We start from the raw sequence: 14170 nt of genomic DNA, 5'->3' as shown, positions 1-14170 counted from the left end.
ATAGCAAAGGATCTTCATGACATCTCGCGGTAGAGTGCCTTGATCGTCTCTTTCAGCCAAACGATCTTAGGATTGTGGCTGTTGCGTTTATGCCAAAGGAGGGTGAACGGTACGCGCATTTTTTCCAGTTGCGCAGCATCAAAAGGCATTGGACGTGCCACGAGCGGAAGCTGGTGGAGTTGATTGTAACGCTGACAATAGACCGGGGCGGTGGCTATCAATGCGTGATCGGGCTGCGCGGCCATAAACAGCGACTGCTCAAAGCCTGGCAGACACAATGCGATGTTACGCGCACGCCCCATCTCCTGAAGCACATCGTCCAGCGCCCAGGTGTCGCTCTGCTCCCAGCTAATGCTGATATGGGGATAGCGCAGGAATGTTTCCAGATTCCACTCTTCCTGCAATGCCGGGTGGTCTTCACGTAACCAGACGCAGGGGAGATCGGAAAACAGGACTTCGTGGTCGATCGATAACGGTAGCAGGCTCAGCAATTCACGCGAGCGCGGGTGACTTTCACGCCCGGTAAAGCCGATATCGACCTCGCCACGGATAATGGCATCCAGCGAATCGTAATCCCAGTTGCGCACTTTGATCGTGGCCTGTGGATAACGCTGGTAGATCTGTTGGGAGAGCGCGTTAAACATGATCATCACCAGCGGCGTTTCAGCCACCAAATCAAATTTCAGCCCACGTGGTGCTTCATGGTGTGGCTTATCGAGCAATTGATTGCCCATCTGCATCCACTCCGCCAGGCTCTGTTCCATGTTGAGCATCAGCGGCGTTGGCGTTAGCCCCAGCGGGGTGTTAACAAACAACGGATCGTCAAACCAGGCTCTCAGCTTCGACAGCGATTTGCTGACCGCCGACGGCGTGACGTTCATCCGTTTGGCGGTTTTAGTGACGCTGCGTTCCTGCATCAACAACTGCAGGCAGAGCAGCAAATTAAGATCGAGACTGCTGAGGGATTTCTTCATGAGTTGGTGTGGACCGGTTTGGTGCAACAGTGATAATCAGCATGATGCTCACTATGCTACAGCCAATCAGAATCCCGATCAGCATATTCAGCGCATCGAGCCCAAGGATGGCGGCCAACCAAATCCATAATGATGAGCCGCAAACCTGGGCAATGCCTAATGCTGAGCTGGCGACACCTGCGCGCAGCGAGAATGGCCCCAGCGCCTGGCTCATGGCAACGCCGAAACCGACCGAGAATCCGGCGCAGATTAAGGTTAACCCGAACAACGTTACCGCGTGCGTACTGGCAAGGATTAACACGATGCCCGCAGCCAGGAACAATACCTGTGAAGTCAGCATCAGGATGCGGGGCTTAAAAATGCTCAGTGCGAATGGCGTAGAGAAAGAGACCGCCATACTGATGCCTGCGGTCATCGCCATCGTGGTGGCGTATTCACCGCGGTCAAAACCCATCACCTCCATCAGCAGCACCGGAGAGGTATTCACAAAGGTCAGGATTACCGACACGCTGAGGGTGGTAATGGCCAGACGGCTTAAGAAAAAACGGTTTACCAGCGACTCTGCGCGATGATCGCTCTGCGTAGAGGTCGAGAGCGTCGCTGGGCGCGATTCTCGCAGGATAAACACCGACAGCAGGCAAACGACCACGCCCATGCCCATCATCGTGTAGAACAGGCTCTGCCAGGGGTATTTGAGCATAATCAGATGCCCCATCACTGGAGCCAGCACCGGTACGATACAAGTGATACCGTTTAGCAGCGACAGCACCTTCGAACGGCGGCGATCGTCGAGAGTATCGCGCAGGATGGCGAAGGCCACCACGTAGCAGCAACCTGCACCGACGCCCTGAATAAAACGACCGACCAGGAACGGCGTGCCACTCTCGGCGAATGAACATAAGGCCGAGGCGATAATAAAGATCACCGCACCGACAATGGCGACCGGTTTACGACCCGACTGGTCAGCAATTTTACCGGCGAACAACATTGCCGTCGCCATCCCTGCCAGGTAGACCGAAAACGCGATATGCAACTGAGCCTCGCTGGCTTGTAAATCGGCAGCAATACGGGGCAATCCCACCAGATACATATCAATACCGGCGGGATAAAGGAGAACCAGGGCAAAACTGCAGATTAAAAAGCGTGTCATAGCGACCTCATGAGGAAAGTGGCGCTAAGAATACGGGGAGAGGATTGTCTGTGCGAGTTGCCATTTGGACAACAGTGATTTCCTGTTAGGAAAACATTATTAATTCGGAATGTATTTATATTGGTTAAAAAATGTGCGAGGTAAGATGAATTAAATATAGCCATATAAAGTGAAAGGGATTGGCGTGGAAATTATTGGTGATAATACTTGTGTTACGAGTATAAACCCGAAAGGAAAAATCGTTTACTGTCGTGGAGAGCAGCATAAATACTGGCTTGAACTACAGTTTGTCGATGAGAACAACATTCCTGTATGCGGACTTAATGTCAGGTTGGAATATCGCCCGCTGGCATCATCAGTGTGGCATCTGCGTGAAAATAGCTACAGCCCAACACCTCCCTCCAACCCTCCGGCGGGCGTTACTGACAATCAGGGATTGGTCCGGTTTGATAATCTTTACTGGATAACTGTAGACGTTAAGACGGATGGGCAGCAACTGGCTGACGAGATGACACTGCGGCCACTGGGCGTCAGGCGTAATCCTAACAGCCAGCCAGAGAGTAAAAATATGTTCTGGTCGGGCTTCCGTGACAATAGCTGGCGATCAAATGTACAAGAAATAACAGAAGCGGCTAATCATGTGTATCACTATGTCACTATCGGGGAGTTATGCGACCGCCTGCCGTTGATTGAAGGCTGGGATGAACCGGAGCCTCCAGAATTCCATTTTCCACCGAATCGCTCCTTGAAGGGGACGGAGATCCCCTGTGAACTGCTGGAAAAAAGACACGTTATTGAAATCTGTCCATTTCGGGCATGGGTATTGGCATTGCACGACACAAAAGACTATGACCTCGCCAACGCACTGAATCTCGGTATTATGGCTGACCTGGTTTATTCGGCAGAAAAAGATAATAAAACTATCAACTATTTCTTCCGGAATAAGTGTCAGGATCTATCATGCATTCCTCAGTTTGCTGAGTTTCCCTCCTGGTACCACACGCTGGCGGTCGATGTTCCTTTTCATGAGCGCTATCTCCCACCAGTGTATCTGAGCACGAAAGATAGCGATCAACCGGAGGGGGATACCCGGCTCTTTACGGTGGAATGTGGCATGCATGTGCTGGTTGCATGGTGCGGGACTGATAGTCTGTTGAATGTGCTAACTGATTTATCATTTGCACCAAAGTGTTGTTTGCCGGAACTGGCTGGGGCGGGAAATGTTCATGGAGGATTTCTTGAGGCTTATGAGCTGGCCAAACGGAAATTCAAGGAACAGCTAGATTCTGTTAAGGCAATGTTAGATAAAGAGAAAAAACTTTTTATCTGCGGGCATAGCTTAGGCGGTGCGTTAGCATTGCTATATGCCGCAGAGATGAAAACCAACCAGCCTATACTGTATACCTACGGAATGCCGCGTACATTTACCCGTGCGGCCATATCTTTTTTGGGCAGCATTACCCATTACCGGCACGTCAACGACAATGACTCCATCACGCAAATCCCTCCGGATGCTGATTTGGATAACGCTTTTTATAAGAAATGGGGACTGCTGGGAGACAAGCTGGGGTTTGACTGGTCACTGACGACAGCTGCCGGTTTTGGGGGCGCAGTGCGGGATCTGGCGTATCAGTCTGTGGGACTTGTAGATAAAAAAGATCCTTACTGGCATCACGGCAAAACGGTGGTTTTTTTCCGGGCTGAGCAGTGTTCAATGCGGATTGCCAGCCAGAGCCACAAAAGTCTTATCGACGGACAGATCTACACGCGCCATTTTGTGGGGGTGAAACTATATCTGGTTCCTTCTCTGAATGATAACTGTCTGAAATCTAGCGGTAAGCATCAGGAAACGTTCATCCAGTGCCTCGCACCGCATGCTCTGACAAAGACCTTTCCGAAAAATACCAATCCAACGCTGAACGGTTTAGGTTCGGACCCGCAAAATCATTCGATGGCGCACCGCTATTTGCCCTACATCCATAATCAACTGCTTGAACTGGCAAATCCGGAGCTAAAGATGAGAAGAAAAGACATGCGGACGCGCTTTCGCGATGAGGTTGAGAAAAGTGCATTCAGTAACGGGCAGCCGGATGAGATCCAGCGTAACCGTGAATTTCTGATGCTTCAGGATTTACTGCCGATAGCCCTGCAACTCACGGAGTCTGATGAAATTGGCCACAATGCCCTGACCCGTTTCGCAGCTGTAACGGAGGAAAGCGTTGAATTATTTTAAGAGAACTACCGTTATTATGTTAACTATTGCACCACTTTGTGGTTGCGGAGATAACACAGATCAGACGCTTTCCCCTCCTGATAATGCCCGACGTGTCAGCGTGTCATTCCGGATGCCAGAGGGCATCACTCTAATGCCGATGCAGATTCTTTACCGCTCTGAAAAGTGTATGGATAAAAGCTATAACTCCAGCTTTGAATCTTATCCTGTGCAGGGATACAACGGTTTTACGCAGCCTTTCGTTCAGCAGGGAATGGGAGTTCTGTGGCAGACCATTATTGCCATCGATGGTGGTGGGCCATGTCAGTGGCAGCTCAATTCATTGAGGGTGAGTTTCAGTATTGCGGGAAATATTCCCCTGGTGAAAGGGAAAGAAGTTATTGAGACCAGTTATATCTTTGATTTTGGAGATTATGGCCTCAGTGATGGGTATGGGACAGGGAGGGCAAAAGAGGTCAGTGGAGATCTTGATTTAAAAACGGATTTCTTCCCTATAGTGACAAACCATATTGATAACACAACGAGTTTGAAATTATTTGGTGGAAATACCGGCCCCGAAAAATGGCGCAGGCGTTTTCGGCTTAGGAATACTCAAACCATTCTTATTGAGCCAGTCATTCATTTCGATAAAGTTGTTACTTTGACACCTCCAGATGCTCCAGGCAAACTTACGGCAATTTATCCCGATGGCAGTAGTGAAAAGATACCGCATATTTATCCCAGCTATGAAAAATTGCTGTCGATTCGCAGCTGTAACGGAGGAAAGCGTTGAATTATTTTAAGAGAACTACCGTTATTATGTTAACTATCGCACCACTTTGCGGTTGCGGAGATAACACAGATCAGACGCTTTCCCCTCCTGATAATGCCCGACGTGTCAGCGTGTCATTCCGGATGCCAGAGGGCATCACTCTAATGCCGATGCAGATTCTTTACCGCTCTGAAAAGTGTATGGATAAAAGCTATAACTCCAGCTTTGAATCTTATCCTGTGCAGGGATACAACGGTTTTACGCAGCCTTTCGTCCGGCAGGGTATGGGGGGGCTGTGGCAGACCAGTATTGCCATTGATGGTGGCGGGCCGTGCCAGTGGCAGCTAAATTCACTGAGAGTAAGCTTCAGGATTGCGGATAATATTCCACTGGTAAAAGGAAAAGAAGTCATTGAGACCAGTTATATCTTTGATTTTGGAGATTATGGCCTTAGTAATGGGTATGGGACAGGGAGGGAAAAAGAGGTCAGTGGAGATCTTGACTTAAAAACGGATTATTTCCCTGAAGTATTTATTAGCCACTTATTTAATCAAACAACATTGAAATTATTTGGTGGAAATACCGGCCCCGAAAAATGGCGCAGGCGTTTTCGGCTTAGGAATACTCAAACCATTCTTATTGAGCCAGTCATTCATTTCGATAAAGTTGTTACTTTGACACCTCCAGATGCTCCAGGCAAACTTACGGCAACTTATCCCGATGGCAGTAGTGAAAAGATCCCGCATATTTACCCCAGCTATGAAAAATTGCTGTTGATGAAATGATGATTTACGTAGTTCCCGCCAGAGAATGTGCTGGCGGGATTTTTCGTTAATGGCCAATATCTGAAGAATTACTTACCAATACAGAAGCTGGAGAAAATCCGTCCCAGCAGATCGTCGGAAGTAAATTCTCCGGTGATTTCACTGAGGTTTTGCTGTGCAAGGCGCAGCTCTTCCGCCAGCAATTCTCCGGCCCATGCTCCGAGTAGTTGGGCTTTGCCCTGTTCAAGATGCTCCGCCGCTTCTGCCAGTGCCTGCAAATGACGACGACGCGCCAGGAAGCCGCCTTCCATATTGGTTTCAAAGCCCATGCTCTGTTTGAGATGGTTGCGCAGTACGTCAACGCCTTCGCCGGTACGCGCAGAGAGGCGAACCAGTGAGTGGCCATTTACTTCGCTGAGACCCAGCGTTTCACCCGTGATATCCGCTTTGTTTCGCACGACGGTGATCGGCAGTTTTGCCGGTAAACGCGCAATAAAGTCTGGCCAGATGTCTGCCGGGTCAACTGCGTCGGTGGTGGTGCCATCAACCATAAACAGTACACGGTCGGCCTGTTCGATCTCCTGCCAGGCGCGTTCGATACCGATGCGTTCAACTTCATCGCTGGCGTCGCGCAGACCGGCGGTATCGATAATGTGCAGCGGCATACCGTCGATATGGATATGCTCACGCAGTACGTCGCGGGTAGTCCCGGCAATGTCGGTGACAATGGCCGCCTCACGGCCTGCCAGCGCGTTCAGCAGGCTTGATTTCCCAGCGTTAGGACGCCCGGCAATCACCACCTTCATCCCTTCGCGCAGCAGGCTGCCCTGACGTGCTTCGGCACGCACGGCATCAAGATCAGCCATCACGCTATTGAGCTGGGCTTCAATCTTGCCGTCAGACAGGAAGTCGATTTCTTCATCCGGGAAATCAATCGCCGCCTCCACATAGATGCGCAGGTGAGTGAGTGCTTCCACAAGATGATTGACTCGCGCAGAAAATGCGCCCTGTAAGGAATTTAGCGCCGAGCGTGCCGCCTGTTCAGAGCTGGCGTCGATCAGGTCAGCAATGGCTTCAGCTTGGGCTAAATCGAGCTTATCGTTAAGAAATGCGCGCTCGGAGAACTCACCGGGTCTGGCAATGCGCAGCCCGGGAATGGTCAGAATACGTTTAAGCAGCAGGTCAAGAATCACCGGACCGCCATGGCCCTGAAGCTCTAAGACGTCTTCACCGGTAAAGGAGTTCGGACCGGGGAACCACAGCGCAATTCCCTGATCCAGCACGCTGCCATCCGCGTCTTTAAACGGCAGGTAGTCGGCATAGCGTGGTTTTGGCAGTTTCCCCAGTACGGTTTCTGCGACCTCACGCGCCTTCAGGCCGGAGATGCGCAGGATACCCACGCCACCACGTCCCGGTGGGGTGGCCTGAGCGACGATGGTGTCGTTATGGCTCATGATATGTCTCTTAAATACCGATAATAAAAAAGGCGGTCAATCGACCGCCCTTTAATTTATGTTCCGTTTGCCGGATGGCGGCTTCGCCTAATCCGGCCTACACCGAATCAGGAGTTTTTCTTCTCGCGGCTATGCAGGCCACGCTTCTCCAGACCACGGTAAATCAGCTGCTGCTGAATAATGGTTACCAGGTTGCTGACGATATAGTACAGCACCAGACCTGACGGGAACCACAGGAAGAACACGGTGAAGATGACCGGCATAAAGGTCATGATCTTCTGCTGCATCGGGTCGGTCACGGTGGTCGGAGACATCTTCTGGATGAAGAACATCGTCACGCCCATCAGGATCGGCAGGATGTAGTACGGGTCCTGTGCAGACAGGTCATGGATCCACAGTGCGAACGGCGCATGACGCAGTTCAATGGAGCCCATCAGCATGTAGTACAACGCCAGGAAGATTGGCATCTGGATGATCAGCGGGAAGCAGCCGCCCAGCGGGTTAACCTTCTCAGCTTTGTACAGGGCCATCATTTCCTGGCTCTGACGCTGTTTGTCATCGCCCAGACGCTCACGCATAGCCTGAATCTTCGGCTGCAGCATACGCATCTTCGCCATGGAGGTGTACTGCGCTTTGGTCAGCGGGTACATGATGCCACGAACGATAAAGGTGATAACGATGATGGAGAAGCCCCAGTTACCCAGGAAGCTATGAATCCATTTCAGCAGTTTAAACAGCGGCTGAGAGATGAACCACAACCAGCCGTAATCCACGGTCAGATCCAGGTGCGGTGCAACGGCCGCCATTTTATCCTGAATTTCCGGGCCGACCCACAGGGTGCTGGTCATCGCGCCAGTCTGGCCAGGCTGAACCAGTACCGGCTGAGATTTATAGCCGATAGCGGCAATGCCGTTACCCAGGTTAGCGGTATAGAAGTTGTTGGTGCCGTCGTTACGCGGAACCCATGCCGTTGCGAAATACTGTTGCAGCATTGCAACCCAGCCGTCTTTAGCATTGACGTTCAGGTTTTCGTTTTCAGCAATGGTGTCGAATTTGTATTTCTCATACTTCTCATCAGGCGTGGAGTACGCCGCGCCACGGAAGGTGTGCAGCGCAAAGTTGCTGCTACCGGTGTCGCGATGAGAAGGCAGATTGATGGATTGCTTCAGCTGACCAAAGGTGGAGACTTCCAGCGGTTTCTCGCCGGCGTTCTGCACGCTGTAGTTAACGTTGACAGCATATTCACCACGTTTGAGAACAAACGTCTTCGTGAATGTGTTACCCGCTGCGTCAGTATAGGTCATCGGGATCTGCAGTTCGTTCTGACCGTCTGCCAGTACAAAGGCGTCTTTTTCGACGTTGTACAGCGGACGCGGGCCGTTAGCCGGGTTATCCGGGCCGTCACGACCTGTCAGGCCACTTTGTGCCTGGTAGATGAACTGTGGCGTGGTTTCCAGTAACTGGAACGGTTCGGTAGAACCGAGTTCTTTCGGGTAAGCTGGCAGTGAAGCCTGTTCCACATCACCACCACGGGTGTTGATGGTCAGATCAAGCACGTCAGTTTTAACCGTAATCAGTTTCCCCTGGCCACTGGCCGGTACGCCCTGGTCGGCGGCGCTACCCGCTGCGGTGGTCGTTGTCTGCGTGGTCTGTTGGGCCTGAGGTTGCGGATTTTTATCCTGCTCCCAGGCTTGCCAGATCATGAAAGACACGAACAGCAAAGCGATGACTAAAAGATTGCGTTGCGAATCCATCGTTAGTGTTCTCTGGTATCAAATGGTCCGGGCGGGACGGGATCGTCACCACCAGGGTGTAAAGGGTGGCATTTTAATACGCGTTTCACCGTCAACCAACTGCCTTTTATCACTCCAAACCTGCGCAATGCCTCAATTCCGTAGCTCGAACAGGTTGGAGTGAAACGGCAATGCGGCCCAAGCAGCGGACTGATCAGGCGTTGATAGACCCGAATGAGGGCTATCAGGACCCGCGAGCCAGGCGACAATGGCGACGCCATAATTTTTCCAACGCTTCCGAGAGAGCACGGTTATCGAGGTCGGCAACCCCTTTTTTCGCCACCACCACGAAATCCATTGCTGGAAGCTCGTGCTGACGTAAACGAAAGCTTTCACGCGTCAGACGTTTAATCCGATTACGTTCATGCGCACGTTTAACATTTTTCTTGGCGACTGTAAGACCGATACGGGGATGCCCCAGCGAATTCAGGCGGCCGAGGATGGTGATTTGCGGCGTGCCAGCCCGTTGTGGCTGCTGGAAGACGAATGTGAAATGAGTGGGAGTTAACAAACGTAACTCCCTGGGAAATGCGAGCTTAACCACTCAGGGGCTAGCTTTTATTACTTAGAAACGGTCAGACGAGAACGGCCTTTAGCACGACGACGTGCCAGAACCTGACGACCATTTTTATTTGCCATACGAGCACGGAAGCCGTGAGAACGGTTGCGCTTCAGTACAGACGGTTGAAAAGTGCGTTTCATGGCGATTTCTACCTAAACTTGAATAAATTCACTGACTTTTGCGTATACCCGAACGAATTTCGAACGACTTACGCCACAGTGTGGGTGATTAAAGAGGCCGGATTGTAATAATTGTACACTCCGGAGTCAATTCTCTTTCCTTATATCCCGTTTTTTTTCACGTGGTTTTGTGTAAAAAACAGGCAGCGTTGACGCCGTAAGGCGACCGTTACTCGCTGGGGGTAAGAATTATACGGGCTGGTGGATAAAGCGCAAGGATCGCTCGGGATCTTTATTAGATCGTTTAAGCAGTAAAGCATCTTTACTCATTAATTTTTTCAATATGCGCGCGAAAACCTGCAGCACTTCTCCAGGATCGTTTACACTTAGCCGATTCTGGATCATCCTGTGGATAAATCGGGAAGAATCTGTGAGAAACAGAAGATCTCTTTCTCAGTTTACGCTATGATCCGCGGTCCTGATCGTTTCAATGGATCCTGATCGGGTAAAAATTGCAGATAGCAATTCGCACGTCACCCTTTGCATAGGGTCTTGTCGATGTGCGTCAACAATCATGAATGTTTCAGCCTTTGTCATTTATCGACTTTTGTTCGAGTGGAGTCCGCCGTGTCACTTTCGCTTTGGCAGCAGTGTCTTGCCCGATTGCAGGATGAGTTACCAGCCACAGAATTCAGTATGTGGATACGCCCGTTGCAGGCGGAACTGAGCGATAACACGCTGGCTTTGTATGCGCCAAACCGTTTTGTGCTCGATTGGGTAAGGGATAAATACCTCAATAATATTAATGGATTGCTGAATAATTTCTGCGGAGCGGATGCCCCACAGCTGCGTTTTGAAGTTGGCACTAAACCTGTCACGCAAACGCTGAAGACGCCGGTGAATAACATCGTTACGCCTGCGCATGTGGCTCAACAAGTGCAACCGCAACGAGTCGCTCCGGCGGCGCGCCCCGGCTGGGATAACGTGCCGGCCCCGGCAGAGCCTACCTATCGCTCTAACGTCAACGTCAAACATACGTTTGATAACTTCGTTGAAGGTAAATCTAACCAACTGGCGCGCGCGGCGGCGCGTCAGGTGGCGGACAATCCTGGCGGCGCCTACAATCCGTTATTCCTTTATGGCGGTACAGGTCTGGGTAAAACCCACCTGCTGCACGCGGTAGGTAACGGCATTATGGCGCGTAAGCCGAACGCAAAGGTGGTGTATATGCACTCCGAGCGTTTTGTGCAGGACATGGTTAAAGCCCTGCAAAACAATGCGATCGAAGAGTTTAAACGCTATTACCGTTCCGTTGATGCGTTGCTGATTGACGATATTCAATTCTTTGCCAATAAAGAACGATCGCAGGAAGAGTTTTTCCACACCTTTAATGCCCTGCTGGAAGGAAATCAGCAGATCATCCTGACATCGGATCGCTATCCGAAGGAGATCAATGGCGTTGAAGATCGTCTGAAATCCCGCTTCGGCTGGGGGCTGACCGTCGCGATCGAACCGCCTGAACTGGAGACGCGCGTCGCGATCCTGATGAAAAAAGCCGACGAAAATGACATTCGTCTGCCGGGTGAGGTGGCGTTCTTTATTGCCAAGCGCCTACGCTCTAACGTGCGTGAACTGGAAGGCGCACTGAACCGCGTGATCGCCAACGCTAACTTTACTGGCCGGGCGATTACTATCGATTTCGTGCGCGAAGCGCTGCGCGATCTGCTGGCTTTGCAGGAAAAACTGGTCACCATCGACAATATTCAAAAGACGGTGGCGGAGTATTACAAAATCAAAATTGCGGATCTGCTTTCTAAGCGTCGATCTCGCTCGGTAGCTCGTCCGCGCCAGATGGCGATGGCGCTGGCAAAAGAGCTCACTAACCATAGTCTGCCGGAAATTGGCGACGCGTTTGGTGGGCGTGACCATACTACCGTGCTTCATGCCTGCCGCAAGATTGAGCAGTTGCGTGAAGAAAGCCATGATATTAAAGAAGATTTCTCCAATTTAATCAGAACATTATCTTCGTGACGCTATGAAATTTACCGTTGAACGTGAACATTTATTAAAACCGCTTCAGCAGGTCAGCGGCCCGCTGGGTGGACGTCCTACACTGCCTATTCTCGGAAACCTGCTGCTGCAGGTTGCTGACGGCACGCTTTCGCTGACCGGTACCGATCTCGAGATGGAGATGGTGGCGCGCGTGGCGCTAATCCAGCCTCATGAACCTGGTGCGACCACCGTTCCGGCGCGTAAATTCTTCGATATTTGCCGTGGATTACCGGAAGGTGCGGAAATTGCCGTTCAACTGGAAGGCGACCGTATGCTGGTGCGTTCTGGCCGCAGCCGTTTCTCGCTGTCTACGCTGCCTGCCGCCGACTTCCCGAATCTGGATGACTGGCAGAGCGAAGTCGAATTCACCCTGCCGCAGGCGACGATGAAGCGCCTGATTGAAGCCACGCAGTTTTCGATGGCGCATCAGGACGTACGTTACTACTTAAACGGCATGCTGTTTGAAACCGAAGGGGAAGAGCTGCGTACCGTGGCGACCGACGGTCACCGCCTGGCGGTCTGTTCAATGCCTGTTGGTCAGCCGTTGCCTAGCCATTCGGTGATCGTACCGCGTAAAGGCGTGATTGAACTGATGCGTATGCTCGACGGCGGCGATAACCCGCTGCGCGTGCAGATTGGCAGCAACAACATTCGTGCGCACGTTGGTGACTTCATCTTCACCTCTAAGCTGGTTGATGGCCGTTTCCCGGATTATCGCCGTGTATTGCCGAAGAATCCGGACAAACATCTGGAAGCCGGTTGCGATATCCTCAAACAGGCGTTTGCTCGTGCGGCGATCCTCTCTAACGAGAAATTCCGCGGCGTGCGTCTGTATGTCAGCGAAAACCAGCTCAAAATCACTGCCAACAACCCGGAGCAGGAAGAAGCAGAAGAAATTCTGGATGTTTCCTATCCTGGTACAGAACTGGAAATCGGCTTTAACGTGAGCTACGTACTGGATGTCCTGAATGCGCTGAAGTGCGAAAACGTGCGTATTCTGCTGACCGACTCCGTATCGAGCGTACAGATTGAAGATGCAGCGTCACAATCCGCGGCCTATGTCGTCATGCCTATGAGATTGTAGAATCTGCAAAGGGGCTGGTTTACTTGCCATTTCGCCTTCCGGCAGTGCTCGAAATGCTCACGTACTTCGTGTACGCTCCGCTTTCTGCGCGCTGGCGGTAGACGAACTGGCTGCGACACCCACGCCCCTTGAATGATGACGAGTTGATATGTCGCTATCCCGACTACTAATCAAAGACTTCCGCAATATCGAAAATGCGGATCTCGCTTTATCTCCCTGCTTTAACTTTCTGGTTGGCGCTAACGGCAGTGGCAAAACCAGCGTGCTGGAAGCAATTTATACGCTTGGCCATGGTCGGGCGTTTCGTAGTTTGCAAATTGGCCGCGTGATTCGCCACGAGCAGGAATCGTTTGTCCTCCACGGGCGTTTACAGGGGGAAGAACGTGAGACCTCGATTGGCCTGACGAAAGACAAACAGGGCGACAGCAAAGTGCGCATTGACGGTACTGACGGGCACAAGGTCGCAGAACTGGCGCACCTGATGCCGATGCAGCTGATCACGCCTGAGGGGTTTACTTTGCTCAATGGCGGCCCCAAATACAGAAGAGCATTCCTTGACTGGGGATGCTTTCACAATGAAGCCGGATTTTTCACCGCCTGGAGCAACCTGAAGCGACTGCTCAAGCAGCGCAATGCAGCACTGCGCCAGGTGAGTCGTTATGAGCAACTGCGCCCGTGGGATAAAGAACTGATCCCACTGGCGGAACAAATCAGCACCTGGCGCGCGGAGTACAGCGCCGGTATCGCGCAGGATATGGCGGATACCTGCCAGCAGTTTCTTCCTGAGTTTTCTCTCTCCTTCTCATTCCAGCGCGGCTGGGAGAAAGAGACTGATTATGCCGAAGTGCTGGAACGCAGTTTTGAACGCGATCGCATGTTGACCTACACTGCGCACGGCCCGCATAAGGCGGATTTCCGCATTCGCGCCGACGGTGCGCCGGTGGAAGATACGTTGTCGCGTGGGCAGCTAAAGCTGCTGATGTGCGCCTTACGTCTGGCGCAAGGGGAGTTCCTGACCCGTGAAAGCGGGCGGCGCTGCCTGTACCTGATAGATGATTTTGCCTCTGAACTGGATGACGCGCGTCGCGGACTGCTGGCCAGCCGCTTAAAAGCCACGCAATCTCAGGTCTTTGTCAGCGCAATCAGCGCTGAACACGTTATAGACATGTCCGATGAAAATTCGAAGATGTTTACCGTGGAAAAGGGTAAAATAACGGATTAACCCAAGATAAAA

13 protein-coding genes are annotated in these 14170 nt (G+C 51.6%); 6 read left to right on the top strand and 7 right to left on the bottom strand.

The window, feature by feature from the left end:
- Positions 1-14: 14 nt before the first annotated feature.
- Entirely contained in the window at positions 15-974 is a 960-nt protein-coding gene (gene yidZ, locus RYZ59_RS18160; protein WP_101742130.1) for an HTH-type transcriptional regulator YidZ, read from the bottom strand.
- Positions 943-2124, bottom strand: coding sequence for an MFS transporter (locus RYZ59_RS18155; protein WP_318049828.1), 1182 nt, complete (start codon positions 2122-2124; stop codon positions 943-945). The genes yidZ and RYZ59_RS18155 overlap by 32 nt, the downstream gene beginning before the upstream one ends.
- A gap of 184 nt (positions 2125-2308) precedes the next feature.
- Between RYZ59_RS18155 and RYZ59_RS18150 the strand changes: the two genes are divergently transcribed.
- The 3 genes from RYZ59_RS18150 to RYZ59_RS18140 are packed head-to-tail and all read left to right on the top strand — an operon-like array spanning position 2309 to position 5893.
- A complete protein-coding gene (locus RYZ59_RS18150) occupies positions 2309-4357 on the top strand; it encodes a lipase family protein (RefSeq protein ID WP_318049830.1) in 2049 nt (682 codons plus the stop codon).
- Positions 4358-4373: 16 nt separating this feature from the next.
- Positions 4374-5129 carry a hypothetical protein gene (locus RYZ59_RS18145; protein WP_318049832.1) on the top strand — a complete coding sequence of 252 codons (756 nt, stop codon included), beginning with the start codon at positions 4374-4376 and terminating at the stop codon, positions 5127-5129.
- 26 nt (positions 5130-5155) lie between these two features.
- Positions 5156-5893, top strand: a complete 738-nt coding sequence (locus RYZ59_RS18140) for a hypothetical protein (protein ID WP_318049834.1) — start codon at positions 5156-5158, stop codon at positions 5891-5893.
- A gap of 68 nt (positions 5894-5961) precedes the next feature.
- Here RYZ59_RS18140 and mnmE read toward each other — a convergent pair whose 3' ends face one another.
- From mnmE to rpmH, 5 genes are all read right to left on the bottom strand, one after another.
- Positions 5962-7326 carry a tRNA uridine-5-carboxymethylaminomethyl(34) synthesis GTPase MnmE gene (gene mnmE / locus RYZ59_RS18135; RefSeq protein ID WP_318049836.1) on the bottom strand — a complete coding sequence of 455 codons (1365 nt, stop codon included), beginning with the start codon at positions 7324-7326 and terminating at the stop codon, positions 5962-5964.
- Between the two features lie 107 nt (positions 7327-7433).
- Positions 7434-9080: a membrane protein insertase YidC gene (yidC, locus tag RYZ59_RS18130; RefSeq protein ID WP_003023844.1), complete on the bottom strand. Its 1647-nt coding sequence runs from the start codon at positions 9078-9080 to the stop codon at positions 7434-7436.
- Between the two features lie 2 nt (positions 9081-9082).
- Entirely contained in the window at positions 9083-9340 is a 258-nt protein-coding gene (yidD, locus tag RYZ59_RS18125) for a membrane protein insertion efficiency factor YidD (RefSeq protein ID WP_003023846.1), read from the bottom strand.
- Positions 9304-9663 (bottom strand): ribonuclease P protein component, encoded by a 360-nt coding sequence (rnpA, locus tag RYZ59_RS18120; RefSeq protein WP_003844432.1) that lies wholly within the window; start codon positions 9661-9663, stop codon positions 9304-9306. Before rnpA ends, yidD begins: the two co-directional genes overlap by 37 nt.
- A gap of 17 nt (positions 9664-9680) precedes the next feature.
- A complete protein-coding gene (rpmH, locus tag RYZ59_RS18115) occupies positions 9681-9821 on the bottom strand; it encodes a 50S ribosomal protein L34 (RefSeq protein WP_003023858.1) in 141 nt (46 codons plus the stop codon).
- Between the two features lie 606 nt (positions 9822-10427).
- On the opposite strand from rpmH, the gene dnaA reads away from it, so the two are divergent.
- From dnaA to recF, 3 genes are all read left to right on the top strand, one after another.
- Positions 10428-11831 carry a chromosomal replication initiator protein DnaA gene (dnaA, locus tag RYZ59_RS18110; protein ID WP_005121475.1) on the top strand — a complete coding sequence of 468 codons (1404 nt, stop codon included), beginning with the start codon at positions 10428-10430 and terminating at the stop codon, positions 11829-11831.
- A 4-nt stretch (positions 11832-11835) separates the two neighbouring features.
- The gene (gene dnaN, locus RYZ59_RS18105) at positions 11836-12936 is read left to right on the top strand and encodes a DNA polymerase III subunit beta (RefSeq protein ID WP_003023863.1); all 1101 of its coding nucleotides are present in this window, start codon (positions 11836-11838) and stop codon (positions 12934-12936) included.
- Between the two features lie 148 nt (positions 12937-13084).
- Positions 13085-14158 carry a DNA replication/repair protein RecF gene (gene recF / locus RYZ59_RS18100; RefSeq protein WP_318049839.1) on the top strand — a complete coding sequence of 358 codons (1074 nt, stop codon included), beginning with the start codon at positions 13085-13087 and terminating at the stop codon, positions 14156-14158.
- The last annotated feature ends 12 nt before the right edge of the window (positions 14159-14170 follow it).

It is taken from the genome of Citrobacter sp. HN-141 (assembly GCF_033341895.1).
Lineage (GTDB): Bacteria > Pseudomonadota > Gammaproteobacteria > Enterobacterales > Enterobacteriaceae > Citrobacter.
The sequence above is the reverse complement of the archived record's forward strand: the minus strand, read 5'-3'. Positions and strand labels throughout refer to the sequence as shown.